This is a genomic window from Micromonospora sp. NPDC050200 (assembly GCF_040656135.1).
Taxonomy (GTDB): Bacteria; Actinomycetota; Actinomycetes; order Mycobacteriales; family Micromonosporaceae; genus Micromonospora.
This window is the reverse complement of record NZ_JBFALG010000016.1, coordinates 85,573-111,871: the sequence shown is the minus strand read 5'-3', so window position 1 is coordinate 111,871 and position 26,299 is coordinate 85,573. Positions and strand designations below refer to the sequence as shown.

The window sequence follows — 26,299 nt, the reverse complement described above, 5'->3', positions numbered from 1 at the left end:
TCGCACCTGAGCCATCACGCCAGGTGGCGTCGCCCCTGTCCGGGTATCGGGTTGAGGACAGGGGAAGGGATTGGTGCAGGTGGGTCGCGCGAGTCATCGCGTCGTACCGCTCCAGGATCAGACGCTGGGCTGTTGGTGGCCCGACGCTTCATCGGGGCTGGGCAACTCATCAGTGTGGACCAGGCCAGCGTGCAGTTCGAGTGATGAGCCCAGGGAAAACCAGGTGCTTTGCACCACCCCTCCATAGTTGACCTAACAATGTCCGGCTCCGCCGGAAGGGCCCACATCCCCGGCGTTGAGTGGATCAACGCAGGCGGGCCGCGCCTCATTCGGACTGGGCGGCCAACTCGCGGGCCCGGTCGCGGGCCGCCTCCAGAGCGGCCAGCAGCGCCGCGCGCACGCCGTGCTTCTCCAGCTCACGGACGGCGGAGATGGTGGTGCCGGCCGGCGAGGTGACCGCCTCGCGCAGCTTCACCGGGTGCTCCCCGGAGTCGCGCAGCATCACCGCCGAGCCGATCGCGGTCTGCACGATCAGCTCGTGCGCCACCTGACGGGGCAGGCCGAGCAGGATGCCCGCGTCGATCATGGCCTCGACCAGCAGGTAGAAGTACGCGGGACCGGAACCGGAGAGCGCGGTCACCGCGTCCTGCTGGGACTCGGGCACCCGGATGGTGGCGCCGAGCGGGGTGAACATCTCCTCCGCCAGCGCCAGGTGGGCGCCGGTGGCGTGCGCGCCGGCCGAGATGGCGGTCATCGCCTGGTCGACCAGGGCCGGGGTGTTGGTCATCACCCGGACCACCGGGGTGCCCCCGGGCAGCCGGCGGGCGAAGAAGCCGGTGGGCAGGCCGGCGCAGAGCGAGATGACCAACTTGTCCGGCGGGACCTTGGGGCCGATCTCGTCCAGCAGGGTCGCCGCGTCCTGCGGCTTGACCGAGATCGCCAGCACCGCCGCCTCCTCGACCGCGGTGAGGTTGTCGACCACCCGTACGCCGTACCGGGCGGTCAGCTCTTCGGCGCGGGCCGGACGACGGGCGGTGGCCAGCAACCGCTCCAGGGGCCAGCCGGAGCGCAGCAGCCCGGAGAGCATCAACTCGCCGATCTTGCCGGCGCCGATGACCGCGACCGTGTGCACCGAACCCGCCATCGGGTCGTACCCCCCTCGCCGTGAGCCGGCGGCGCGGCGGGCCGGACAGCCCGCCGCGACGCCGTGGATCGATCAGCTGCCGAAGAAGACCTCGGCCTCGGCGTACCGCTCCAGCGGCACGGTCTTCAGCTCGCGGGTGGCCTCGGCCAGCGGCACCCGGACGATGTCGGTGCTCTGCATCGCGACCATCTTGCCCCAGTCGCCCTCGTGCGCCGCGTCGATCGCGTGCAGGCCGAGCCGGGTGGCGAGCACCCGGTCGAAGGCGGTCGGGGTGCCACCGCGCTGGATGTGGCCGAGCACGACCGTGCGGGCCTCCTTGCCGGTCTTGGCCTCCAACTGCTCGGCGAGCCACTGGCCGATGCCGCCGAGGCGGACGTGGCCGAACGAGTCGAGCTCCTGGTTGTGCAGCACCATCTGGCCGTCCAGCGGCTGGGCGCCCTCGGCGACCACCACGATCGGGGCGTACTGGTGCTGGAAGCGCTTCTCGACGTAGCCGGCGACCTGGTCGACGTCGAACTGCCGCTCCGGCAGCAGGATCACGTTGGCGCCGCCGGCGAGGCCGGCGTGCAGGGCGATCCAGCCGGCGTGCCGGCCCATCACCTCGACCACCAGGGTGCGGTGGTGGCTCTCGGCGGTGGTGTGCAGCCGGTCGATGGCCTCCATCGCGATGTTGACCGCGGTGTCGAAGCCGAAGGTGTAGTCGGTGGCGCCGAGGTCGTTGTCGATCGTCTTCGGCACGCCGATCACGTGGACGCCCAGCTCGTGCAGCTTGGTGGCCACGCCGAGGGTGTCCTCGCCGCCGATCGCGATCAGGGCGTCGACGCCCTGCGCGGCGAGGTTCTCCTTGATCCGCTCCACCCCGTTCTCGATCTTGAACGGGTTGGTCCGGGACGAGCCGAGGATGGTCCCGCCGCGCGGCAGGATGCCACGGACCTCCGCGATGCCCAGCGGCCTGGACCGGCCCTCCAGCGGGCCCTTCCACCCGTCCTGGAAGCCCACGAACTCGTGACCGTAGGTGGCGACGCCCTTGCGGACCACCGCCCGAATCACCGCGTTGAGACCTGGGCAGTCGCCGCCGCCGGTGAGCACGCCGATACGCATGATCTGCTCATCCTCCTGGAGCATCAGGTGAAGCCCGGATAAGCCCCAGGATATGCGTCAAATCAGACCATCGGCGCCGTTGCCGGCCCGGGGCGGGCCGTCAGTGCGCACTGTAGTCGGCACGGGGGGCCGCCGACACCGCCACCCCGGCCGCTCCGGCCACCGAACCGGCTACCGGCCAGTAGCCGACCTCGCGGTCCTCGCCCACCCTCGCCGGAGAGCGACACCCGGACGTGGTGCTTCCGGTCGGAGAAGGCGGCGTTGACCGCCCAGGACAGAACGGGTCACACCCGCAGGACGTCAGCGGCCCGTCATCGCCCGCCAGCGGGCCAGGTTGTGCCGGGCGTCGACCAGGGCGTCGTGCCGGTCGGCCTCGGCGTCGGGCAGCCTCGGCCGGCCCCGGTCGTCCCAGAGCTGGCGCAGCTCCTTGGTGAACCGGGGGATCTCCCGGGGCAGCGCCGGCATCGCCCCCCAGAGCTGGGCCAGCACCACGTGGTCGTACGCGGCGTACCAGGCCCAGAGTTCGAGCTGCTCGCCCGGGCGGTCACGGACCGGCTCCAGCAGGAAGTCGTACAGGTCGTCGCGGATGCGCTCGCGGGACCGCCAGGCGCGGTCGGCCGGGGACGGCAGCTTGTCGAGCACGTTGCGGCGCACCCAGGGCACGGCGCGGGAGTCGTCGAACTGGGTGGAGACCGCGTAGAACTCGCGGCCGTACTCGTCGACGACACCGATCGACACGAGGTCGACGACCTGGCCGTCCTCGATGAATTCGCAGTCGTAGAAATAGCGGTAGACCATCGCGCCAATCCTCGCGTACGGCCGGTGGCGCCCGCCGCCCGGGTCCGTTCCGGTCCGGTCCCCCGCCACCGGCGCGGTGGCGAAACCGCACCTCAGCCGGCCGCCCGACCCGGTCCGGTGGCGTCACGCAGACGATTTGAGGGGTGTACAGCAAGCGACTGGACCGTCATGATCTGATGTGTACCGCTACCGGACGCCGAACCGGTGTCAGTTCACCTCTTCAGGGGCCGTCAGGTTCACCCGGTGAGCGAGTTGTGGTCCTTGACCGTGGAGGGGTTGGGCCGTGGAGATGCGCCTGCCGGAGCCGGGTGACGCCCTCACGGGCGTGGAGATGTTCGCCGGGCTGGAGCCGGAGGTGCGGCAGCGGGTCATCGCGGCGGCCGTGCCGCGCACCTACCGCAAGGGCCAACTGCTCTTCGTGGAGAACGACCCCGGCGAGTCGCTGATCGTGCTGCGCCGCGGGGCGGTGGCGGTGTTCCGCACCGCGCCGACCGGCGAGCGGGCCGTGCTGTCGGTGATCCGACCGCCGGACGTGCTCGGCGAGGTGTCACTGTTGGACGCATCCACCCGCTCGGCGTCCGCCGAGGCGATCGAGGACTCCGCCGCGCTGGCCCTGTCCCGACCCGCCTTCATGGAGCTGGTGCACTCCAACCCGCGCATCCTCGACGCGGTGATGCGCTCGCTGGGCGGCCTGATCCGGCGGCTCACCGAGCAGAACGCCGACCACGTCTTCCTGGACCTGCCCGGGCGGGTGGCGAAGACCCTGGTCCGGCTGGCCGGCGAGAGCCAGGCCCCGATGATCACAATCGAGCTCAACCAGAGCCAGCTGGCCGAGATGGCCGGCGGATCCCGGCAGAGTGTCAACCAGGCGATCGGCTCCTTCGCCAGCCGGGGCTGGCTGCGTACCGAGGGCCGCCGCATCGTGGTCACCGACGTCTCGGCGCTGCGTCGCCGGGCCGGGATGAACGACCGCTGAACGCGCGACGCGGCCGGGCGCGGAACGCGCCGGCCACGTCGCGGTGTCATCCGCCCACGCTCACGGGGTGGCGCTGGTCGGCCCCGCCCAGTTGGTGCCGGTCGGTCCGGCCCAGTCGGTGCCGTCCTTGCCGCCACCGGACTGCTCGCTGACGATCCCCTCGGCCTGGAGCACGGCCAGCGTGGCGGCGTCGACGTCGACCGACTCCCCCGCGGAGTGGGCGACGCCGTCACCGTCGGTCCAGTCGCTCTCGAGCTTCACATACACCATGATCTCTCCCCTTGATCAATGATGGGATTTCGGCCGCCTGAATGTAGCTCTCCCAGCCGGCCGGAGGAGTGTCCACAAGCCAACAGCCCGGTACCTGACAGCGGCGGCAGCGGCGATACTCGCGGTGGACGCCGGCGACGACCGGCAGGCAGACCCACCAGTGGAGGGCGTCATCTCCGCGCAGTGTGACCGTTGTGGACGTACCGCCGCCGACGGCGACCGCTTCTGCGGTGGCTGTGGGACGGAGCTGGGTGCGCTCTGCCCGCACTGCCTGCGGCCGCTGGCCGTCGACGCGGCCTTCTGCACCTCCTGCGGGGCGCCGCGGGTCGGCTCGGGCCGGCCCGCCGCCACGCCCCAGGAGGACCGCCGCCGGGTCAGCGTGCTCTTCGTCGACCTGATCGACTTCACGCCGTACGTCGAACGCGCCGACCCCGAGCAGGTCCGCGCCATGCAGACCGGGTTCTTCTCCGCCGCGAAACGGGTCGTCGGGCAGTACGGCGGCGTGGTCGAGAAGTACATCGGCGACGCGGTGATGGCGCTGTTCGGCGCGCCGGTGGCCACCGAGACCGACGCGCTGCGCTGCGTCCGGGCCGGGCTGGAGCTGCAACGGGTGCTCACCCGGTTCGCCCCCACCGGCGCCGACGAGCTGCGGTTCCGGGTGGGCGTGGCGACCGGCGAGGCGCTGGTCGACGTGGCCGCCGCCCGCAACGGCGGGCAGGCCATCGTGGCCGGCGACGTGGTCAACACCGCCTCCCGGATGCAGTCGGTGTCGCCGCCCGGCGGGGTGCTGGTCTGCGGCACCACCCACGCGCTGACCAAGGACGCCATCCGGTACGCCGAGCAGCCGCCGGTGACCCTGCGCGGGCGTTCCACGCCCACCGAGGTCTGGCTGGCCCTGTCCCCGGTACGCCGGCAGCCGACCGACCGGGAGCCGGACACCACCCCGCTGATCGACCGCGAACACGAGCTGGGCCTGCTGGTCAACGCCCTGCACCGGTCGATGCGGGACCGGCGCCCCCAGGTGGTGGCGCTCTTCGGGCGGGCCGGCATCGGCAAGAGCCGGCTGATCCGGGAGCTGTACCGGCACGCCGGACGGCTGGTCGACGAGCCGCTGAGCTGGCGTACCGGGCGGTGCCCGCCGTTCGGGGAGAACGTCACGTTCGCCGCGCTGGCCGACATCGTCAAGACCGAGGCGGGGATCCTGGACACCGACCCGGCGCCCACCGCGGCGCGCCGGCTGAGCGCGGCGGTGGCCGAGCTGGTCGGCCCGGGCGAGCGGGAGCGGGTCGTCGACGCGCTGCGCCCGCTGGTCGGACTCACCGGCGTGCCCCTGCCCGCCGAGGAGACCGAGTCGGCGTGGCGCCGCTTCCTGCTGGCGCTGGCCGCCCGCCGCCCCACCGTGCTGGTCTTCGAGGACCTGCACTGGGCCGACGACGCGATGCTGCGCTTCGTCGAGCTGCTCGGCGCCGCCGCCCGGGACGTGCCGCTGCTGCTGCTCTGCACCGCCCGCCCGGAGCTGGTGGACCGGGACCCGAGCTGGGCGGGCACCATCACCGGCTCGGTGACCATCACCCTGCCGCCGCTGCGGGACACCGGCATCGCCTCGCTCTACGCGCACATGTTCGGCCAGGCGGCGTTCTCCGCCGACATGCTCAGCCCGCTGATCGAGGTGGCCGGCGGCAACCCGCTCTACGCCCACGAGTACGTCCGGATGCTGATCGAGCAGGGCGCGCTACGCCAGTCCGGGCGCGGCTGGTCGCTGGAGAAGCACCTGGACCTGCCGATGCCGGAGAGCGTGCACGCGGTGATCGCGAACCGGGTCGACCTGCTCGACGCCAAGGACCGGGCGGTGCTGCTGGCCGCCTCGGTGGTCGGCGTGCAGTTCTGGCCGGGCGCGGTGGCCGCCGCGCTGGGCCAGCCGGTCGAGTCGGTGGAGCGGTCCCTGCGCCGGCTGGAGCAGCGCGACTTCGTGCACGAGCAGGCGGCGTCCACGATGGCCGGGCAGCCGGAGTTCCGGTTCCGGCACGTGCTGGTGCGGGACGTCTGCTACCAGCGGTTGCCGCGTACCGAGCGGGTGGCCCGGCACGAGCGGACGGCGGGCTGGCTGGACGCGCTGTCCGAGAGCCGGGACACCGACCTGGCCGAGGTGCTGGCGCACCACCGCTGGGCGGCCCACGAGATCGCCCGGACGCTGGGCATGCCGATCCAGCGGTACGCCGGCCCGGCGCGGGCGGCGCTGCACCGGGCGGCCCGCCGCGCGTACGCCCTGCACGGGTTGGAGGCCGCGGCCAGCCACGCGGGCCGCGCGCTGGGCCTGGCCGACGACAGCGACCCGGTCGACCGGCTGCAACTGGAACTGCTGAGCACGGAGATCTCGTTCTACCGGGACGGCAACGCGTTCCTCTCCGGCGGCGGCCCGGAGCAGCTGCACGCGCTGGCCGACCGGCTGCTCGCGCACGGCGACGACGCCTGCGGCGCCCGGGCCTGGACGCTGCTCGGCCAGGCGGCCTGGCTGCGCGCCGACCGCGGCGCCGCGGTGGCCTGCCTGGACCGGGCCGTCGCGCTCTTCGCGCCGCTGCCGGACAGCGCCCAGAAGGCGGACGCGCACGCCGAGCTGGGCCGGCTGCACATGCTCAACTACGAGCGGGGCGCGGCGGTGGCCGCCGCCGAGACGGCGGCCGGGATCGGCGAGCGGCTGGGTCTGGTGGAGACCCGCACCAACGCCCGGATCACCGCGGCCACCGCCCGCTACCAGGCCGGCGACCGGGCCGGCCTGGACGAGCTGCACGCGCTGGTCGAGTCGAGCCGGGCCCAGCAGCTGCTGGCCCTGCCCCGGGCGTTGCAGAACCTCGCCTTCGCGCTGCGCGAGGAGGGCGACTGGCTGCGCTCGGACGCGCTGCTGTCGACCGCGCCGGCCGCCCGGGGCAGCGGGCAGACCCTGGCCACCAGCTATTCGGGCGAGGCGATGCGGGCGTACTTCGACGGGGACTTCGGCCGGCTGCTGGCCGCCGCCGACGCGTTCGTGGACACCCCCACCGGCGGCTGGGACATGCAGGTGCGCGGCCTGCGCTCGTGCCTGCTGGTGCTGCGGGGTCAGCCGGTGCCGCCGGCGCCGCGCCCGCTGCCGGCCGCCCGGGACGACCGGTCGCCGGACGCGCCGGCGGCCGTGGGGGCCGACCGGCACCGCGACGACGTGGCGGCGGCGCTGGAGGCGGCCCGCCGCGGCGGCTTCCACCGGCCGTACTGGACGATGCTGGGGATGGCCGCGCTGTGCCGGGCGTTGCAGGGCCGGCTCGACGAGGCGGCCGCGCTGCTGGACGAGCTGGCAGAGGCGTGGACGGCCGTGCCGGCGCTGGCCAGCGGCGAGTGGATCGCCGCGGCGGCGTACGCGGCGACGCTGGCGGGCCGGGACGCCGCCGTACGGGTCCGGGCGATGCTGGACCAGCTGGGTCACCGCACCCCGTGGTCGGAGGCGGCGCTGCGTACGGTGACCGGGGCGCTGGCCGCGGCGGACGGCGACCACCGGCGCGCCGGCGAGCTGCACCTGGCCGGGGCGGAGATCTATGCCCGCATCCCGGACGTCACCGATCGGATACTGGCCCTGGCCCTGGCCGCGGCGGAGCTGACCCTGGCAGACGATCCGGCGGCCCGGGCGCCGCTGGCCGAGGTGCGCACCTTCGCCCTGCGCAACGACGCCCCGGGCCTGCTGGACCTGGCCCGCGGCCCGGTGCCGCAGGCCGGGCCCGCGCTGGCCTCCTGAACCGGCGACCCGCCGGTCAGGCGGCGACCGGCTCGCGGGTGACCGGCTCGGCGGGGGGCTGGTTCTTCAGCTTCGTGGCGTACATGTCGACGTACTCGCGGCCGGAGAGCTCCATCAGCTCGTACATGATCTCGTCGGTGACCGCGCGCTCGACGAAGCGGTCGCCGGCCAGGCCGGCGTAGCGGGAGAAGTCCAGCGGCGGGCCGAACCGGATCCGCACCCGGGCGATCCTGGGGATGAGCTTGCCGGGCGGCTGGATCTCGTCGAGGTTGAGCATCGCCACCGGGACCACCGGGGCGCCGCTCTCCAGCGCGAGCCGGGCCACCCCGGTCTTGCCCCGGTAGAGCCGCCCGTCCGGCGAGCGGGTCCCCTCCGGGTAGATTCCGGCGACGCCGCCGGCCCGCAGCACCGTGAGCTGGGTGTCCAGGGCCGCCTGGGCGGCGCGCCCGCCGGAGCGGTCGACCGGGATGCAACCGGTGCCGGCGAAGAACGCCTTGGTGAGCCAGCCTTTGATGCCCTTACCGGTGAAGTATTCCGCCTTGGCCACGAAAGTGACTTTTCGCGGGACGATCAGCGGGGTGAAGATCGAATCCGAGAAGGAGAGGTGGTTGCTGGCGAGGATCACCGGGCCGGTCTCCGGCACGTGGTGCAGCCCCTCCACCCGGGGACGGAAGATCAGCCTGAGCAGCGGGCCGAGGATGATGTACTTCATCAGCCAGTACAGCAACGGTGTCCTTCCGGAGCAGGGGCGGGCGACACCGCCGCCGATCGGGCGGGCCGGGGCCGCCGGGCGGACCCGGCGACCCCGCCGGAAAAGGCCGTCGGCGGGCGGGATCGTCGGCCATGAGCCTACGAACCGGGAGCGGCACGCCACAACGCACTCCCGGAACCGGGTCCGGACGTGTCACGATTCAGGGCACGGCGTACGGGGCGCCGACACAACCGCACCGTGAGGTGCGCCGAGGAGGATGTCCGGTGTCAGCGGGTGGGGCCCGCCGGGGGCGGCGGGACAACGGGCTCGACGCGAGCGAGTACGCCGTCGCGGGCGACGTCGATCCGCGTGTCGGCGAGCACCTGCTCGACGTGCTCGCCGCCGGCGGGATCGCCGCCTACCTGCAGCCCTCCGCCGACCTCAACCCGGTCACCCGCACCACCACGGTCCCGGCCCGCCCGGTCGACCGGCTCTACGTGGACCGCTCGCACCTGACCACCGCCAGGGACTACCTCACCCAGCTCGCCGACGAATCAACCCCGGAGCCGCCGCGCGGCGAGCCGGACGTCGACGCCGAGTGGGACCGGATCGTCGCCGCCTTCCACACCGCCCCGACCGCCGGCAGCCACCCCTGGCCCGCCGCGGAGGACGTCGACGACGACGGCCCCACCGGCCCGACCGGCGCCCCGGCGACCCGCACCGAGGAGGCCACCGGCCCGACCGCCACCGACGTGCGGCGGCTGCCGTACGCGGCGGACATCTCCGGTATCTCGGTGGGCCGGACGCGGCCCGAGGAGCCCTCGCTGCTGGACGGCCTGGACACCTTCGGCGCCGACCTGCCGGACGACCCGGAGGAGGGCTACCGCCCGCCCCCGCCCCCGCCGCTGCCCCGGGTGTCGAAGTACGCGGTGGTCGGCGTGCTGGCGATCGTGCTCGGCTTCGTGCTCTTCCTCAACCCGGCGCTGCTGCCGGCGGACGCCTCGGTGGTGACCCTGCTCGGGTTCACCGGCATCCTCGCCGGCTTCGTCACGCTGATCTGGCGGCTACGCCCCGGCGACGAGGACGACCACGACCCGGACGACGGCGCGGTCGTCTGACGCTCCGCCGCGCGACCGGCACGCTCCGCCCGCATCGCGGGAGGCCCACGCCTCGGTCGCTGACGCGACAGTGGTGTAACTTACGGTCAGTAGGAATACCGCCGTCCGTCACTTCCCTCACCGACTGCCCGGTTGTTCCTCCCTCGCGGTGGTCGGCCCACTGCGGATCGGAATGCCCCAGATGCGACCGAGTTCCCTCGTGGTGGTGGCCAACCGGCTCCCCATCGACGACAGCGTGGCGCCCGACGGAGCCTGCGAGTGGCGCCGCAGCCCCGGCGGGCTGGTCAGCGCGCTGCACCCCCTGCTACGGCACACCCCGGCCACCTGGGTCGGCTGGGCCGGCGGCACCGGCCCCGCGCCCCGCCTCCCCGACGTCGACGGTGTCCGCATGCACACCGTCGCGCTGACCGCCGAGGACCTGCGCGACCACTACGAGGGCTTCGCCAACGCGACCCTCTGGCCGCTCTACCACGACGCCGTCGAGCAGCCGGAATACCACCGCCACTGGTGGGAGGCGTACCAGCGGGTCAACCAGCGGTTCGCCGAGGCGGCCGCGGCGGTGGCCGAGCCGGGCGGCCTGGTCTGGGTGCAGGACTACCACCTGCAACTGGTCCCCGGCCTGCTCCGGGCGCTCCGGCCCGACCTGCGGATCGGCTTCTTCCTGCACGTGCCGTTCCCGCCGCCGGAGCTGTTCATGCAGCTGCCCCGGCGGGCCGAGCTGCTGCGCGGCATGCTCGGCGCCGACCTGATCGGCTTCCAGCGGGCCCAGGCCGCGCACAACTTCGCCCAACTGGTGGCGAAGGTGCTCGACCTGCCCGCCACCGACCGGCGGATCGGCGTCGACGACCGGGTGGTGCGGGTCGGGGCCTACCCGGTCTCGATCGACACGGCCGAAATGGCCGCGCTCGCCGGCCGCCCCGACGTGACCGCCCGGGCCCGCCGGCTGCGCCACGACCTCGGCGACCCGCAGCAGGTGATCCTCAGCGTCGACCGGATGGACTACACCAAGGGCATCGAGCAGCGACTCAAGGCCTACAGCGAGCTGCTTGCCAGCGGTGACGTCAAGGTCCGGGACACGGTGCTGGTCCAGGTGGCGGTGCCCAGCCGGGAGCGGGTCGGCCAGTACCAGATCCTGCGGGACCGGGTGGAGCGCGAGGTCGGCCGGATCAACGGCGAGTTCGGCCGGGTCGGCGAGCCGGCAATCCACTACCTCACCCAGCACTTCGACCGCGCCGAGCTGGCCGCTCTCTACCGGGTCGCCGACGTGATGGCGGTGACCCCGCTGCGGGACGGGATGAACCTGGTCGCCAAGGAGTACGTCGCCGCCCGGGTCGACGACACCGGCGCCCTGCTGCTCAGCGAGTTCGCCGGCGCGGCGGCCGAGCTGGAGCGGGCGTACCTGGTCAATCCGCACGACCTGGAGGGCCTCAAGCAGATGCTGCTCACCGCGCTGCGGGCCGGCCCGGAGGACGTCGGCGACCGGATGCGGGCGATGCGCGCGCACCTGCACCGCCACGACATCCACGCCTGGGCCCGCTCCTACCTCAGCGCGCTGGACCAGACCGGCTCGCTGGTCACCCGGCTGGGCGGCACCGGCTGAGCAGGGCGGTCACACCCGCTGCGGGTCCTTGACCAGCCAGTCGAGGATCGCGTCGAGCGGCTCCCGCCAGCGCGCGTCGAGCATCAGGTCGTGCCCCATGCCGGGGAAGAGCAGCGGGGCCGAGCCGTACCGGCGGGCGGCCCGGGTCAGCGCGGCCGGCGGCACCACCCGGTCGTCCGGGCTGCCCAGCACCAGCACCGGCGGGCGGCCCACCGCCGGCTCCGCCTCCCGGCCGGCCAGCAGCTGCCACTGCGCGCGCCGCCCGGCCCGACCGAGCCGCGACACGTGCCGGCGGGCGTCCGCCTCGGGCAGCTCCCTGCTGAACAACTGCCGGCGGCTGAGCCGCAGGCCGGCGCCGACCAGCGCGGGCAGCGTGCCGATCGGGTTGCGGCGCAGCGCCACACCGGCCGTCGACCAGCCGCCGAGCACCGGCGCGACCAGCACCGCGGCCCGGGCCGGGTAGCGGGCCAGCGCGTGGGTCACCACGAGCGCCCCGGCGCCGTGCCCCACCAGCACCGCCTGGCGCGGCAGGCCCGCCGCCACCTGGACCACGTCGTGCGTGTACGCGCGCAGCGTCGCCTTCGGCGCCGGCTCGCTGCCGCCGTGCCCGCGCAGGCTCAGCGCGTACGCCGGGAAGCCGCGCGACGCGGCGTGCTCCAGCCAGTGCTCGGCGAACGCCCAGGCCCCGTGCCCGAAGCCGGGGACGAGGAGCAGCGGCGGCCGCCCCTCCTCCAGCTCCGGGGCCGCGCCCAGCACCTCCCGCCGGGCCGGCCGGACCGGGCGGGCCCAGTCCCGGCCCCGCATGATCCGCAGCCGCTCGCTCATCTGGTCCGCCCTTCGTCCGCGACCGCGGGACCCGGCCCCGCCACGTTGCCCCCGCTCACCGGCGCCTTCTCTGTTCGCGACTGCGGGGCTCGCAGGACCGGCTCACTCCTCGCGCTCACCGGCGCCTTCTCTGTTCGCGACTGCGGGGCTCGCAGGACCGGCTCACTCCTCGCGCTCACCGGCGCCTCTCCAGCTCGTACAGGGCGCGCTGCACGGCGCGCAGGTAGTCGGCGTGGCCCACCTCGAACCAGTGCCGGCTGCTGTCCTTGACCTTGCCGGAGTACCGCTCCCCGGCACCGGCCTCCACCCGGGACGCGAACGCGGCGGCCCGCTCCGGCCGGCCGAGCCGGGCCTGGAGCAGCCGGGCGAACAGGACGGCCTGCCAGTGCGACAGAGTGAAGATGCCGGAGTCCGGCTGCACCAGGCCGGCCACCGCGAGGGTCGGGTACCCGGGGGCGAAGGCGTTGAGCCAGAGCCGGGGGCGACCCGAGGCGTCGTCGTCGCCGAGCACCTTCGGGTCGAGGAACTCGAAGCGGGGCAGGTAGCCGGTGGCGAAGACGACCAGCTCCGGGTCGATCTCCCGGCCGTCGGTGAGGGTGACCCCGCCGGCGTGGAACCGGGCCAGCTCGGGCACCGGGGTGATCTCGCCGTGGCCGACGTAGTAGACCAGCTGGCTGTTGGCGATCGGGTGGGTCTCGTAGACCCGGTGGTCCGGCTTGGGCAGGCCGAACCGGGTCAGGTCGCCGACGGTCAGCCGCAGCGTCCAGTGGTGGAGCCACTGCCGGATCCGCAGCGGCACGCGCAACGCGAGCAGGGTGTCGTTGACCTGGTCGGCCGGGCGGCCGAGGACGTACTTCGGGGCGTACCAGTAGCCGCGGCGGGTGGAGTGCCAGCAGCGGGAAGCCTGCTGGGCGGCCTCGACCGCGATGTCGCAGCCGGTGTTGCCGGCGCCGACCACCAGCACCCGCTTGCCGCGCAGCTGCGCCGGGTCCTTGTAGGACGAGGCGTGCATGACCTCGCCCCGGAACTCCTCCAGCCCTTCGTAGCGCGGCAGCTTCGGCGACCAGTTGTGGCCGTTGGCGACCACCAGGGCGGCGTAGCGGGAGGTGCGCTCCGGGCCGTATCCGCCGGTGCTGCGGGTGGTGACGTCCCAACGGTCGCCGGCCACCGGCTCGACCCGCACGACCTCGGTGCCGAACCAGATGTGCTGGCGCAGGTCGAAGTGGTCGGCGTACCGCTCGAAGTAGGACAGCAGCTGGCTGTGGTGCGGGTAGTCCGGCCAGGAGTCCGGCATCGGGAAGTCGGGGAACTGGGTGAACGGCCGCGACGAGATCAGGTGGGTGCTGGCGTACACCGGGCTGCGGTCGTGCCGCCAGTTCCACGCGCCGCCGACGCCGGTCTCGCGTTCGTAGCAGTCGACGCCGAAGCCGTGCTCTTTCAGGTTCTTCACGGCGGTCAGGCCGCTGGCGCCGGCGCCGATGACGCAGACCGTGTCGCCCCGGTCGGAGACCGGGCGGCCGTCCCGGCTCGGGGCGAGCGTGGTCTCCGGCTCGCGCCGGCCGTGCTCGGGGGAGGGTGGCACCGGGGTGTCTCCTTATGTGCGGCACGAACGCCGGTTCGACGGGCATCCTCCCCGTACCCGGAGCCGGTTGTCCAGCCCGGCTCGCCGGGCGCGCGGTCCGTGCCGGCCGTCGCGCGGGCGGGGCCGGGGCCGGCCCGGGGCACGGGCTCAGCCGGTGGCCGGCAGGAGCAGGTCGGCCAGGACCGGGAAGTGGTCGCTGGCCCGGCGGGTGAGCGGGGTGTCGACCACGTCGTACCCGGCCACGGTCACCCGCGGGTCGACGAAGAGCGCGTCGATGCGCCGGCGGGGATCGGCGCAGGAGTAGGTGTGCCGGTCGGCGGCGTCGGCGGCCACCGCCGCGTCGGTCAGTCCCTCCCCGACGGTGCGCCAGGCCGCCCCGTCGGGACCCTCGTTGAGGTCCGCGCCGAGCACCACCGGCAGGTCGGCGCCGGCCAGCTCCCGCTTGAGCAGGGCGGCCTGGCCGGGACGCTCGGCCGGGTCGGTGGACAGGTGCGAGCCGGCCAGCAGGAACCGCGCCCCGCCGACCGCGCACTCGGCGTACGCCGCGCCGCGCAGGTGCCGCCCGGGGGTCAGCGGGAACCGCTGGCAGCGGGTGGCCAGCACCCGGACCCGGAGGCTGGTCAGCAGCAGGTTGCCCAGCGACGGCAGGCCACCGGCGGCCACCACCAGGCCGAAGGACTCGGCGAGCGTGGTGCAGCGCTGCCGCCAGCGGAACCGGCGCGGGGCCTCCTGCACGATCACCACGTCCGGGGCCGCCCCGCGGACCACCGCCGCCAGCGCGGCCGGGTCGTCGCGCTGGCTGTGGATGTTGTACGACACCACCCGCAGCCGCACCCCGCCCGGCGGGGTCGGCGCGGCGCTCACCGCCTGCGGGCGAGGTCGGCGGCGCCGATGACGCCGGCGGTGTTGCCCAGCTCGGCGGGGCGCACCTCGGCCACCGGGAGCCGGCTGCGCTGGGCCAGCGCGGCGGTGAACGAGCGCCGGGTCGGGCCGAGCAGCAGGTCGCCGGCCTCGACGACGCCGCCGCCGACCACCAGGACCTGCGGGTCGAGGATCTGGGCCATGTCGGCGAGGCTGGTGCCGAGCCAGCGCCCGATCTGGGCGAACGCCTCGGCGGAGATCGGGTCGCCGCCCTGCGCGGCGGCGGTGACCATCGGGCCGGTGATCGCCTCGGCGTCGCCGCCGGCCAGGTCGAGCAGGTCGGTGGCGCGCTGCGGCTCCTGCCGGGCGCCGGCCCGGGCGAAGCGGACCAGGGCGCTGCCGCTGGCGTACTGCTCGATGCAGCCGAGCCGGCCACAGCCGCACTGGTGGCCGTCCGGCACGGTCAGCATGTGGCCCAGCTCGGCCGCGATGCCGTTGGCACCGCGCACCAGCTCGCCGCCGAGCACGATGCCGCCGCCGACGCCGGTGCCGATGGTGAACATGACCATCGAGTCGTCGGCGTCCCGGGCCGCGCCGTAGCGGAACTCGGCCCAGGCGGCCACGTTGCCGTCGTTCTCCACGATGACCGGCAGGCCGGTCGCGTTGCTGACGTACTCGCGCAGCGGCTCGTTCCGCCAGGCCAGGTTGGGGGCGAAGAGCACGGTGGAGCGGGAGGCGTCGATCCAGCCGGCCGCGCCGATGCCGACCGCGCCGACCTCGTGCCCGACGGCCAGCTCCGTGACCAGCTCGATGATGACGTCCCGGGTCTTGCCGACGTCGTCCGCGGGGGTGTCCCGTCGGGCCTGCACGAGAACCTCGCCGGTGTCGTCCACGACACCGCCGGCCACCTTCGTGCCACCGACGTCGACTCCGATGGTCAGCGTCACCGCTGCCACTCCCCTCTGCTGTGCTGCCCGACATCGGCCGAACCGGCCGCGCGCTGTCGGATGTCCGGTGTTCAGGCCCCGTCGCCTGGTGCGTCCCCGCCCGCGCCGGCCGGCGCACGCGAGGCGGGCACCACCGGACGGTCGGCCGTCGGCCGGACCTGGGCCGGTGCGACCGGCCCGGCGTCGTCGACGGGCGGGGCGGCGGCCGGCACGACCACGTCCTCCGCCCGCGTGGCAGCGGACCAGACGTCCCGCTCCGGTACCGACGGAGAATCATGCCCGGTACGGGTCGCCTCGCGCCACACGTGATCGGCGTCGGCGTCCGACCCGGCGGCGCGCCCGGCCGCACCGGTGGGCGCGTGGGAGGCTTCCCCGCGGTCGGCGGGGGCGAACGCGCGCATCAGGCTGGCGATCCCGGCGGCCAGATCACCCGCGCCGGTGGCGAGCCGCTCGGCGAATTCCGGACTCGGGTCCCGCAACGCCGCGATACCGCGGCAGACCGGACAGACGCAGCACTCGGGCGAACCGGTGGCGAATCCCCCGGTGCCGCCCCCGTCGCCGGCCGGCCGGGACGCGGCGCCACCGTGACCGAGGACACCCGAGAGGATGCCGCCGAGCGGACCCCACGGGTCGCCTCCGGCGCCCGGGTCGGTCAGCCGTGCCGTGGCGAGCAGCGTGGCGACCAGCCGCTCGGCCTCCTCCCGGGCGGAGCCCGGTTGCGTACCCCCCATGGTCGGCTCCTCTACCGTACGGCCGGCTGCCGCGTCACTGTGCCGCACCGGATGCTTCTACCCGGCGCTTGAGCTGCTTCAACGCCGTATCCATGATCATTTTCTCGGCCTTGCGGCGAAACATGCCGAGCATGCCCACCGAGAGCTCGACCTCGAGGGTGTAGGTCACCGTCGACGTCCCGTCCGGGTTGCCGACGATGTCGTACGACCCGCGCTGGGACTTCTGCATCTTCGACGGCGCCACCAGGTGCCACTCGATCCGGGACAGGTCCTCGGCGTACTCGTACGCCAGCACGTACTCGTCGGCCATCACCCCGGCGTCGATGATGAAGCGGACCTGGCTGGCGTAGCCGTCCTCGTACTCCTCGACCACCTCCGCCCGGCGCACCGCGTCGGTCCACTCGGAGTAGCTCGCGAAGTCGCAGATGACCGCCGCCACCCGGTCCGGTGACGCGCCGACGATGATCGACTGGGTGGAGGAGTCCGCCATGGGGGGAGGCTACCCGGAGCGACGCCCCCGCGCGCCGCTCCACCCCGCCGCGCCCGCCGCGGCGGCGGCGCTTCCGGCCGGGCGGGCGGCGGCGTCCCACCAGGCGGGCGGACAACCTCACTACCTCACCACCCGGGCATGCGGGTAGGTTTCGACAGAAGCCGACCCACCACGGCGGCCGGCCCGGCCAGTGCGAGCACGAGGGAGTGCAGGTGCGCGAGTTCTCCGTTCCGCCGATCGTCACCGTCGGCGACGCGGCCAACCTGACCGACCCGGTCTGGGACAACGCCGAGGCCGCGCCGGACGCCGTGCAGTTCGTCCGACCCGCCGCCGCCGCCGGCGCCGAGGGCCCCGCCCAGGTGGACGTGACCTGCCGGCAGTTCCGCGACGAGGTCGTCGCCGTGGCCCGCGGTTTGGTCGGAGCCGGCATCAACCCCGGCGACCGGGTCGCGCTGATGAGCCGCACCCGCTACGAGTGGACCCTGATCGACTACGCCATCTGGGCGGCCGGCGCGGTGACCGTGCCGATCTACGAGACCTCCAGCGCCGAGCAGGCCGCCTGGATCATCGCCGACTCCGGCGCCGTCGCCGTCGTGGTGGAGTCCAACGCGCACGCCGCCCTGGTCGCCGGCGTCCGCGACCGGGTGCCCGAGCTGCGCCAGGTCTGGCAGATCGAGCTGGGCGGGGTGGACGAGATCGTCGCGGCCGGCGCGTCGGTCGACCCGACGGAGGTCGAGCGGCGCCGCAAGGCGGTCCGCGCCGCCGACATCGCCACGATCATCTACACCAGCGGCACCACCGGCCGACCCAAGGGCTGCGTGCTGACCCACCGCAACATGTACGCCGACATCGCCAACGCGGTGCCGGTGCTGCCGAACCTGTTCCGGCCCGGCGCCTCGACCCTGCTCTTCCTCCCGCTGGCGCACTCGTTCGCCCGGCTCATCCAGATCGGCGTGGTGCAGGCCCGGGCCACCATGGCGCACTGCGCCGACACCAGGAACCTGGTCGGCGAACTCCAGGAGTTCAAGCCGACCTTCGTGCTCTCCGTACCCCGGGTCTTCGAGAAGGTCTACAACGGCGCCCGGCAGAAGGCCGAGGCCGACGGCAAGGGCAAGATCTTCGACCGGGCCGAGCGGGTCGCCATCGCCTACAGCGAGGCGCTGGCGACCCCCGACGGCCCGGGCCTGGGCCTGCGCGCCCAGCACGCGCTCTTCGACAGGCTGGTCTACCGCAAGCTGCGCGCCGCGCTCGGCGGCCGCTGCCGGGACGCGATCTCCGGCGGCGCCCCGCTCGGCGCCCGGCTCGGGCACTTCTTCCGCGGCATCGGGGTGACCGTCTGCGAGGGCTACGGCCTGACCGAGACCTCCCCCGCCGCCGCCGCGAACCTGCCCACCGCCACCCGCATCGGCACCGTCGGCCGTCCGCTGCCCGGCGTCACCATCCGGATCGACGACGACGGCGAGATCCTGATCTCCGGCGACCTGGTCTTCCAGGGCTACTGGCGCAACGAGGCGGCCACCGCCGAGGCGCTCGGCGCCGCCGGCTGGTTCCGAACCGGCGACCTGGGCCGGATCGACGACGACGGGTTCCTCAGCATCACCGGCCGCAAGAAGGAGATCATCGTGACGGCCGGCGGCAAGAACGTCGCCCCGGCCGTGCTGGAGGACCAGGTCCGGGCGCACCCGCTGATCAGCCAGTGCCTGGTGGTCGGCGACCGGCAGCCGTTCATCGCCGCCCTGGTCACCATCGACGAGGAGGCGCTGCCGAAGTGGCTGGCCGCGCACGGCCTGCCGGAGGACACCCCGGTCGAGCGGCTGGTCGCCCACGAGGCGTTGCGCACCGACATCCAGGGCGCGATCGACCTGGCCAACCAGTCGGTCTCCAAGGCCGAGGCGATCAAGGTCTTCCGGATCCTGCCCCGGGACTTCACCGAGGCCACCGGCGAGCTGACCCCGTCGCTCAAGGTCAAGCGCCAGGTCGTGCACAAGACGTACGCGTCCGAGATCGCCGAGATCTACCGGAGCTGACTACCATCCGTCACGTGCCCGCCTCCACACCCGTCCGGCCCCAGCCGCAACCCCTCGCCGTCGCCGCGCGCGCGGTCATGCTCGCGCTGGTCGCCGTCCTGACCCTGGTCGCCACCCGCGATCCCGCCCAGCTGTGGTGGATCGCCCTGCTGGCGGTCGCCGGCCTGCCGGCGGTGCTCGCCCCCGAGCACCGGCTGCTCGGCCCGCTCAGCCGGGTCGCCGAGGCGGTGCTGCTGGGGCTGGCCGCCAGCCAGGTCGCCGTCGAGTCCGCCCTCGGCGGGTCGGTCGGCGGGCTCGGCGCCTCGGCGGTGCTGCCGTACCTCGCGGTGCCGGTGACGGTGACCGCGCTGCGCCGCCGGTTCCGCGAGGGCGCGGGGCTGCTCGGTGTCACCGCGGCCACCCTGCTGGTCGCCGGGGCGTTCACCCAGGTCGACGGCGGGCGGCAGCTCGGCCAGCCCGGCTACCTGGCGGTCTGCGCACAGTGGCTGATCCTGGCCGGGCTCGGCCTCTACGCGGCCGGCACGCTGCACCAGGTGATGCGGGTCCGCGGCGAGGGCAAGCCCCAGCCGTACGCGGAGGCGACCCGGCTGCTCACCCAGCTGCGCACGGTCGCCCGGCAGCTGCCCGGCGCGACCCTGGATCCGGGCGGCATCTCCGAGCACCTGCTGGAGGAGCTGCGCACCGTCGCGCCCAACAACCGCGCCGCGGTGCTCTCCGCCAGCGGCGGCGGCCGGCTGGTGGTGCTCGCCCAGGTCGGCGTGGACCGGGTGGACTGGGAGACCACGCTCGACGCGGACTCGGCCATCGCCGACGCCTGGGCCAGCCAGCAGCCGCAGACCGCGGCCCGGTCACAGGCCCGCTCGCACCGCGGCGGGGACGTCTCCGCGCTGATCGTGCCGCTGGTCGCCGGCGTACGCACGGTCGGGCTGGTGGTGCTGGAGGCCGACGCCGCGCACGCGTACCCGCCGCCGGTGGTGTCCCGGGTGACCGCGCTGACCGGCCCCGCCGCGCTGCGGCTGGAGGCGGCGCTGCTCTTCGACGAGGTGCGCTCGCTGGCCACCAACGAGGAGCGGCAGCGGCTGGCCCGGGAGATCCACGACGGGGTCGCCCAGGAGCTGGTGATGGTCGGCTACGGCATCGACAACGCCCTGGCCACCGTGTACGACGACGCCGAGGAGACCGCCGAGGGGCTGCGCACGCTGCGCGGCGAGGTGACCCGGGTGATCACCGAGCTGCGGCTGAGCCTGTTCGAGCTGCGCAGCGAGGTGGACCGGCACGGCGGCCTGGCCGCCGCGATCGCCGAGTACGCGCGCACCGTCGGCGCCTCCGGCGGCCTGCGGGTGCACCTGTCGCTGGACGAGTCCACCGCCCGGCTTCCGGCCGCCACCGAGGCCGAGTTGCTGCGCATCGCGCAGGAGGCGGTCACCAACGCGCGCAAGCACGCCGGGGCCGCGAATCTCTGGGTCACCTGCGAGGTCGACCCCCCGTACGCGCGGATCGAAGTGTCGGATGACGGTCACGGCATCGGTGACCAGCACACCGACGGGCACTACGGTCTTGCGATCATGGCCGAGAGGGCGGAACGTATCCGGGGCCGGTTGGAGATCAGGCCGCGGCAGCCCAGCGGCACGACCGTGGCGGTGGTGCTCGGTTCCTCGCCCCGGCGAGATAACGTGCGTGGCAGCGCAGCAGGAGAAGGGGAGTAACCCGAGGATGACCACAAGCCCGACACCGGCAACTCGTACCAAGGTCCTCCTTGTCGACGATCACGACCTGATCCGCAAGGGCCTTCGGCACGCCTTCGAGCGCGACCGGCAGTTCGAGGTCGTCGGCGAGGCCGCCACGGCGGCGGAGGGCGTACGGCAGGCCGGCGCGCTGCAGCCGGACGTCGTGATCATGGACCTGCGCCTCCCGGACGGCAGCGGCCTGGAGGCCACCCGGGCGTTGCGCAAGTCCAGCGCGTCGATGGGGATCGTCGTGCTCACCATGTACGCCGGCGACGACCAGCTCTTCGGTGCGCTGGAGGCCGGGGCGAGCGCGTTCGTGCCGAAGACCGCACCGGCCGACGAGGTCGTGGCCGCCGCCCGGCACGCCGCCTCCTCCCCCAGCGCGTTCACCGCGGCCGACCTGGCCGAGGCGATGAAGCGCCGGCTGGCGCCGTCCGGTCCGCAGCTCTCCCCCCGCGAGGGGCAGGTGCTGCGGCTGCTGGCCGACGGCATGAGCGTCGCCGGCATCGCCAAGCAGCTCTTCGTCAGCGAGTCCACCGCCAAGACCCACATCTCGAAGCTCTACGAGAAGCTGGGTGCGGCCAACCGCGCCCAGGCGCTGATGACCGCGCTGCGGCTCGGCCTGCTCGAGGCCCCGGACGCGCCGAAGTTCTGAGGGCTTCCGCCCGTCACCGAGAGGTCCGCGCCCGCCCGCCGGTCGCGGACCTCTCGGCTGTCCGGCGGGCGCGGGCAGCGCGGCGTGCGGGATCGGCGGCCGGCAACGCGGCGCGGGCCGCGGCCGGCCTGCCCTGCGTGATCGGACGGTCGCACAGCGTCGGTGGCCTTTGCACCGGGGCGAAGCGGGGGCAGAATACCAGGATGGCCCGTGCGGGCGACGATGCTCGCGTTTGTCGACTAAAGGGGTGGGCATGCAGCGACCGGACTGGGCACCCGACGACATCGACATCGAGCGCCCCAGCGTCGCCCGCATGTACGACTACTACCTCGGCGGCTCGCACAACTTCGCGGCCGACCGGGCGGCGGCCCGGGCGATGATGGACGCGGTGCCCGAAGCCCCGTTGATGGCCCAGGCCAACCGGGCGTTCATGCGCCGGGCGGTGCAGTACCTGGTCGACTCCGGCGTACGCCAGTTCCTCGACATCGGCTCGGGCATCCCCACCGTCGGCAACGTGCACGAGATCGCCCAGCGCGCGGCGCCCGACTCCCGGGTGGTCTACGTCGACGTCGACCCGGTGGCCGTGGCCCACAGCCGGGAGATCCTCCAGGGCAACCCCGGCGCCACGGTCGTCCAGGAGGACCTGCGCCGGCCGGCGGCGATCCTGGGCCACCCCGAGGTGACCAAGCTGCTCGACCTCTCCCAGCCGGTCGCCGTGCTGATCGTGGCGGTGCTGCACTTCGTCCCGGACTCCGACCGCCCGGAGGAGATCCTGCGGACGCTGCGCGAGACGCTGACGCCGGGCAGCTACCTGGTCATGTCGCAGGCCAGCGACGAGGACCGCCGCGACACCGGCGAACGGGCCGAGGCCGAGCGGGTCTACCGCCGCACCGACAGCCCGCTGTCGATCCGCAGCCGGGCCGAGCTGACCGCGCTCTTCGACGGGTTCACGCTGCTCGACCCCGGCGTGGTCTGGGTGCCGCAGTGGCGGCCGGAGTCGCCGGAGAGCGCCGAGGACGCCGCGCAGGCGGTCTTCATGGGTGGCGCCGGACGCCTCGGTGGGTGAGACACCGGACGTGCCGGAGCACCGGTCGCGCCCCGGCACGTTCGCCCGCGCCTGGGCCAAGGCGGTCTCGGGCACCAGCTACCTGCCGATGACCCAGGCGCAGCTGGAGCTGCTGCTGCAACAACTCACCGAGCGGTTGGCCGGGGCCCTGCGGGCCGAGCCGTTCGACCCGCGCGTCGGGCACCAGGTGGGCGCGGAACTGGTCGCCGCCCACATCGCCTCGGCCGAGGGGCTGGGCCGTACCGTGGAGGTCATCCAGCTCCGGCTGATCCGCGACCTCGGGCTGGTCGCCGACGACGTCGAGGACCGGATGGCCCGGCTGCTCGCCACCGTCGCCACCGGGTACGCCCGGGCGCTGCGCGACCGGACGCTGGACGAGCAGGAGTCGATCCGCCGGGCCGCGATGGTGGCCCGGGCCCAGGCCGAGCGGGCGCTGCGCGACAGCGAGTCCCGCTTCCGCCACCAGGCCAGCCACGACCCGCTGACCGACCTGCCCAACCGGGTCCTGTTCACCGAGCGGCTCACCGCGGCGATCGGCGAGCCGGGCCGGGGCGCCGACCGGGTGGGGGTCTGCTTCCTCGACCTCGACCGGTTCAAGGTGGTCAACGACTCCCTCGGGCACCAGGTCGGCGACGCCCTGCTGGTGTCGGTGGCGCGGCGCCTGCGCGCGGCGCTCGGCGAACACCTGGTCGCCCGGCTCGGCGGCGACGAGTTCGTCATCCTGGTCGAGCGCACCGCCCGGGTCGAGGACGTGGTCGAGGTCGCCGAGGCGGCGCTGGCCGCGCTCGGCGAGCCGGCCCTGGTCGACGGGCACGAGCTGACCGTCACCGCCAGCATCGGCATCGTGGAGCGCCCGGTGGCCGGCACCACGCCCGGTGAGCTGATGCGGGCGGCGGACAGCACCCTGCACTGGGCCAAGGCGGCCGGGGGCGCACGCTGGTCGGTGTTCGACCCGGACCGGCACCACGCCGACCTGGCCCGGTACGCCCTCTCCGCGGCGATCCCCGCCGCGATCGACCGGGGCGAGTTCTTCCTGGACTACCAGCCGCTGACCTCGCTGCGGGACGGCACGCTGCTCGGCGTGGAGGCGCTGGTCCGCTGGCGCCACCCGAGCCTGGGGCTGCTGCGGCCGGACAGCTTCATCGGGCTGGCCGAGGAGACCGGCCTGATCGTCCGGCTCGGCGGCTGGGTCCTCGCGGAGGCGTGCCGCGAGGCGGAGAGCTGGGGCGCCGGAGCCCCCTTCGTCAGCGTCAACCTGGCCGTCCGCCAGGTGCACCGACCCGGCCTGGTGCAGGAGGTGCGGGGCCTGCTGAGAGCCACCGGCCTGCCGCCGGAACGGCTCCAGCTGGAGATCACCGAGAGCACCATGATGAGCACCGCGGAGGAGCCGGTCCGGGCCCTGCGGGTCCTGGCCGACCTCGGCGTACGGATCGCCATCGACGACTTCGGCACCGGCTACTGCAACCTGGCGTACCTGCGGGACCTGCCGGTGACCGAGCTGAAGGTGGCCGGGGAGTTCGTCGCCGGGCTGCGCGCCCCGGCGGTCGACCCGGCCAGCCGCACCGACGAGCGGATCCTCGCCTCGCTGGTGTCGCTGGCCCACGCGCTGGACCTGACGGTCACCGCCGAGGGGGTGGAGACGGCCGGGCAGGCCGACCGGCTGCGGGCGATCGGCTGCGACGCCGGCCAGGGCTGGTACTTCGGGCGGCCCGGGCCGGCCGACCGCTGCCTCGGCCGCTCTCCCGCGCTGTCCACCACGGTCGGGGCCGGGCCGGTCGGGTCACCCGGGTAGCGACGGCCCGGCGGCGGCGCGACGCGGCGCCCGGCCCGGCACCGACACCGGCAGCTGACTGTCGTCCCCGTTGAGGTACGTCAGCACCGCCAGCACCCGCCGGTTGTCGTCGTCCGACGGCGGCATCCGCAGCTTGCTGAAGATGTTGTTGATGTGCTTGCTGACCGCCTTCTCGGTGACGAAGAGCCGGGCGGCGATCGCCGCGTTGGACCGCCCCTCGGCCATCAGGCCCAGCACCTCACGCTCCCGGGCGGTCAGCTCCTGCAACGGCTGGGCCCCGGACCGGCTGGCCAGCAGCTGGGAGACGACCTCCGGGTCCATCACCGTGCCACCGCCGGCCACCCGGCGCACCGCGTCGACGAACTGGGCCACGTTGGACACCCGGTCCTTGAGCAGGTAGCCGACGCCGCCGGCGCGGTCGGAGAGCAGCTCCCGGGCGTAGAGCTGCTCGACGTGCTGGGAGAGCACCAGGATCGGCAGGCCGGGGATCTCGGCCCGGGCCTGGATGGCCGCCTGCAACCCCTCGTCGGTGAAGGTCGGCGGCAGCCGCACGTCGAGGACCGCCACGTCCGGGCGGTGGGTGACCAGGGCCGACAGCACCGACGGTCCGTTGTCGACGGCCGCGACCACCTCGAAACCGAACGCCTCGAGGATGCGGATCAGCCCGTCCCGGAGGAGGGCGAGGTCTTCGGCGATGACAACTCGCAAGGGAGCTCCATGGTCACAAGGGTGGGCCCGCCGGGCGGACTGGTCACCACCATCGTTCCATCAAAGGCCGCGAGCCGTCGTCCGATACCGGCCAGTCCGCTGCCCGCCGCCGGGTCGGCGCCGCCCCGACCGTCGTCACCCACCACGATGGTCAGCCGGCCGTCACCGTGGCCCAGGTGGATCCAGGCGTGCGCGGCGCCGCTGTGCTTGGTGATGTTCGCCAGCCCCTCGGCCACCGCGAAGTACGCCGCGGACTCCACCGGCGCCACCGGGCGGCCCGGCAGGTCGACCTCGACCTCCACCGGCAGCGGCACGGCCAGCGCGAGCGCCCGGACGGCGCCGTCCAGCCCGCGCTCGGCGAGCACCGGCGGGTGGATGCCGCGTACCAGGCCGCGCAGCTCGACCAGGGCCTGGCCGCTGGTCTCCCGCGCCTCGGCCAGCAGCCGCCCGACGGCGGCCGGGTCCTGCTCCAGCAGCTGCTCGGCCAGGCCGATGTTCATGCTCAACGCGACCAGCCGGGCCTGCGCCCCGTCGTGCAGGTCGCGCTCGATGCGGCGCAGCTCGGCCGCCTGGGCGTCGACGGTGTCGGCCCGGGTGACGGTGAGCTGGCGGACCCGCAGCGCCAGCTCCGCCGCCCGGGTCGGGGCCAGGAAGAGCCGGGCGAAGCGCAGGTGCAGCCAGACCAGCCAGGGGGCGATGGCCAGGCCGCCGAGCAGGAGCAGCCACCCCTGCGGCAGCGCGGCCAGCGCCTCGGCGAGGTTGCCCAGCGGCCAGAACAGGCCGTAGCCGTACGAGTCGACGGTGAGGTAGAGCACCAGCGGCACCCCGAGGGCGCCCTCCAGCCCGTACAGCGGCACCACGAACGCGAGCAGGCACGCCCCGCCGGTGATCGCGCCGGGAACGAGCCAGGCGAAGTCCCGCCAGGTGGCCGGGTCGCCCACCACCCACCGGAAGCGCCGCCAGCTGCCGACCTGCGCCCCCTCCGGCACCGGCCGGTACGGCGTGGCGATGGGCACCCCGCCCCACCGGGCGAGCCGGCGTTGCAGCCCGGTCGACAGCCGCACCAACGCGGTCACCATCGGGAACAGCGCGAAGCCGATGCCGAAGGCGGGGATGAGCACCAGCGACAGCAGCGACAGCGCGAACAGGGCGAGGTTGGTGGTCAGGGAGAGCACGGCCACCGCCAGGCCCTGGAGTGCGGCGATCGAACCGGGCCGGACCGTCTGGCGGGCGAACTCTCGCAAAGGGCTGTCCACGATTCCCATTCTCGGGCACGACCGCCCCGTGTTCGGTGGTGCTAGGACCACCGGCGTCGGGGACGTGACACTCCTGTCTGCGCGCCCGCAGGCCAGAAGGATCGAAGGCAGGAAGCAGCACCTGCCGCGGACACGCGGTCCGCCTGGTTCCGCACCCGTCCGTCAGCTCCCGAT

General features: G+C 74.2%; 22 protein-coding genes. 9 read left to right on the top strand and 13 right to left on the bottom strand.

Features of this window, described 5'->3' with window-relative positions:
* Window positions 1-325: 325 nt before the first annotated feature.
* The 3 genes from proC to AB0I41_RS13695 form a co-directional block, all read right to left on the bottom strand.
* The gene (proC, locus tag AB0I41_RS13705; protein WP_357106196.1) at window positions 326-1,144 is read right to left on the bottom strand and encodes a pyrroline-5-carboxylate reductase; all 819 of its coding nucleotides are present in this window, start codon (window positions 1,142-1,144) and stop codon (window positions 326-328) included.
* Between the two features lie 72 nt (window positions 1,145-1,216).
* Window positions 1,217-2,245, bottom strand: coding sequence for a 6-phosphofructokinase (locus tag AB0I41_RS13700; RefSeq protein WP_357106259.1), 1,029 nt, complete (start codon window positions 2,243-2,245; stop codon window positions 1,217-1,219).
* Window positions 2,246-2,545: 300 nt separating this feature from the next.
* Complete coding sequence (locus AB0I41_RS13695) at window positions 2,546-3,043, bottom strand: polyadenylate-specific 3'-exoribonuclease AS (protein WP_357106194.1); 498 nt, start codon at window positions 3,041-3,043, stop codon at window positions 2,546-2,548.
* Between the two features lie 283 nt (window positions 3,044-3,326).
* Between AB0I41_RS13695 and AB0I41_RS13690 the strand changes: the two genes are divergently transcribed.
* Window positions 3,327-4,019: a Crp/Fnr family transcriptional regulator gene (locus tag AB0I41_RS13690; protein WP_088961072.1), complete on the top strand. Its 693-nt coding sequence runs from the start codon at window positions 3,327-3,329 to the stop codon at window positions 4,017-4,019.
* Between the two features lie 60 nt (window positions 4,020-4,079).
* Here the strand turns inward: AB0I41_RS13690 and AB0I41_RS13685 are convergent, their stop codons facing one another.
* The gene (locus AB0I41_RS13685; protein ID WP_357106191.1) at window positions 4,080-4,289 is read right to left on the bottom strand and encodes a hypothetical protein; all 210 of its coding nucleotides are present in this window, start codon (window positions 4,287-4,289) and stop codon (window positions 4,080-4,082) included.
* 124 nt (window positions 4,290-4,413) lie between these two features.
* Here AB0I41_RS13685 and AB0I41_RS13680 point away from each other — a divergent pair, with 124 nt between their 5' ends.
* Window positions 4,414-8,049, top strand: coding sequence for an adenylate/guanylate cyclase domain-containing protein (locus AB0I41_RS13680; RefSeq protein ID WP_357106188.1), 3,636 nt, complete (start codon window positions 4,414-4,416; stop codon window positions 8,047-8,049).
* 16 nt (window positions 8,050-8,065) lie between these two features.
* Here the strand turns inward: AB0I41_RS13680 and AB0I41_RS13675 are convergent, their stop codons facing one another.
* Entirely contained in the window at window positions 8,066-8,776 is a 711-nt protein-coding gene (locus AB0I41_RS13675) for a lysophospholipid acyltransferase family protein (RefSeq protein ID WP_357106185.1), read from the bottom strand.
* Window positions 8,777-9,024: 248 nt separating this feature from the next.
* Between AB0I41_RS13675 and AB0I41_RS13670 the strand changes: the two genes are divergently transcribed.
* Together AB0I41_RS13670 and AB0I41_RS13665 are read left to right on the top strand one after the other, a co-directional pair.
* Window positions 9,025-9,858: a DUF308 domain-containing protein gene (locus AB0I41_RS13670; RefSeq protein ID WP_357106182.1), complete on the top strand. Its 834-nt coding sequence runs from the start codon at window positions 9,025-9,027 to the stop codon at window positions 9,856-9,858.
* Between the two features lie 181 nt (window positions 9,859-10,039).
* Window positions 10,040-11,458, top strand: coding sequence for a trehalose-6-phosphate synthase (locus AB0I41_RS13665; RefSeq protein ID WP_357106179.1), 1,419 nt, complete (start codon window positions 10,040-10,042; stop codon window positions 11,456-11,458).
* Window positions 11,459-11,467: 9 nt separating this feature from the next.
* On the opposite strand, the gene AB0I41_RS13660 is transcribed toward AB0I41_RS13665, so the two are convergent.
* From AB0I41_RS13660 to AB0I41_RS13635, 6 genes are all read right to left on the bottom strand, one after another.
* Window positions 11,468-12,283 (bottom strand): alpha/beta fold hydrolase, encoded by an 816-nt coding sequence (locus AB0I41_RS13660; protein WP_357106176.1) that lies wholly within the window; start codon window positions 12,281-12,283, stop codon window positions 11,468-11,470.
* 175 nt (window positions 12,284-12,458) lie between these two features.
* Window positions 12,459-13,865 (bottom strand): NAD(P)-binding domain-containing protein, encoded by a 1,407-nt coding sequence (locus tag AB0I41_RS13655; RefSeq protein WP_357106173.1) that lies wholly within the window; start codon window positions 13,863-13,865, stop codon window positions 12,459-12,461.
* A gap of 147 nt (window positions 13,866-14,012) precedes the next feature.
* The gene (locus AB0I41_RS13650) at window positions 14,013-14,729 is read right to left on the bottom strand and encodes an endonuclease/exonuclease/phosphatase family protein (protein ID WP_357106171.1); all 717 of its coding nucleotides are present in this window, start codon (window positions 14,727-14,729) and stop codon (window positions 14,013-14,015) included.
* Window positions 14,726-15,673, bottom strand: a complete 948-nt coding sequence (locus tag AB0I41_RS13645) for an ROK family glucokinase (protein ID WP_357106169.1) — start codon at window positions 15,671-15,673, stop codon at window positions 14,726-14,728. The genes AB0I41_RS13650 and AB0I41_RS13645 overlap by 4 nt, the downstream gene beginning before the upstream one ends.
* 71 nt (window positions 15,674-15,744) lie before the next feature.
* Window positions 15,745-16,404 carry a hypothetical protein gene (locus AB0I41_RS13640; protein ID WP_357106166.1) on the bottom strand — a complete coding sequence of 220 codons (660 nt, stop codon included), beginning with the start codon at window positions 16,402-16,404 and terminating at the stop codon, window positions 15,745-15,747.
* 34 nt (window positions 16,405-16,438) lie between these two features.
* A complete protein-coding gene (locus AB0I41_RS13635; protein WP_357106163.1) occupies window positions 16,439-16,894 on the bottom strand; it encodes an SRPBCC family protein in 456 nt (151 codons plus the stop codon).
* A gap of 212 nt (window positions 16,895-17,106) precedes the next feature.
* Between AB0I41_RS13635 and AB0I41_RS13630 the strand changes: the two genes are divergently transcribed.
* From AB0I41_RS13630 to AB0I41_RS13610, 5 genes are all read left to right on the top strand, one after another.
* Window positions 17,107-18,921, top strand: a complete 1,815-nt coding sequence (locus AB0I41_RS13630; protein WP_357106161.1) for an AMP-dependent synthetase/ligase — start codon at window positions 17,107-17,109, stop codon at window positions 18,919-18,921.
* Between the two features lie 14 nt (window positions 18,922-18,935).
* Window positions 18,936-20,627, top strand: a complete 1,692-nt coding sequence (locus AB0I41_RS13625; protein WP_357106158.1) for a GAF domain-containing sensor histidine kinase — start codon at window positions 18,936-18,938, stop codon at window positions 20,625-20,627.
* Between the two features lie 7 nt (window positions 20,628-20,634).
* Complete coding sequence (locus tag AB0I41_RS13620) at window positions 20,635-21,303, top strand: response regulator transcription factor (protein ID WP_007072219.1); 669 nt, start codon at window positions 20,635-20,637, stop codon at window positions 21,301-21,303.
* 253 nt (window positions 21,304-21,556) lie between these two features.
* Complete coding sequence (locus AB0I41_RS13615; protein ID WP_357106155.1) at window positions 21,557-22,369, top strand: SAM-dependent methyltransferase; 813 nt, start codon at window positions 21,557-21,559, stop codon at window positions 22,367-22,369.
* Between the two features lie 88 nt (window positions 22,370-22,457).
* The gene (locus AB0I41_RS13610; RefSeq protein WP_357106256.1) at window positions 22,458-24,161 is read left to right on the top strand and encodes a bifunctional diguanylate cyclase/phosphodiesterase; all 1,704 of its coding nucleotides are present in this window, start codon (window positions 22,458-22,460) and stop codon (window positions 24,159-24,161) included.
* Here AB0I41_RS13610 and AB0I41_RS13605 read toward each other — a convergent pair.
* Together AB0I41_RS13605 and AB0I41_RS13600 are read right to left on the bottom strand one after the other, a co-directional pair.
* Entirely contained in the window at window positions 24,150-24,869 is a 720-nt protein-coding gene (locus AB0I41_RS13605; RefSeq protein ID WP_357106153.1) for a response regulator transcription factor, read from the bottom strand. The two genes, AB0I41_RS13610 and AB0I41_RS13605, sit on opposite strands and share 12 nt — an antisense overlap.
* Window positions 24,821-26,134 carry a histidine kinase gene (locus tag AB0I41_RS13600; RefSeq protein WP_357106150.1) on the bottom strand — a complete coding sequence of 438 codons (1,314 nt, stop codon included), beginning with the start codon at window positions 26,132-26,134 and terminating at the stop codon, window positions 24,821-24,823. Before AB0I41_RS13600 ends, AB0I41_RS13605 begins: the two co-directional genes overlap by 49 nt.
* Between the last annotated feature and the right edge of the window lie 165 nt (window positions 26,135-26,299).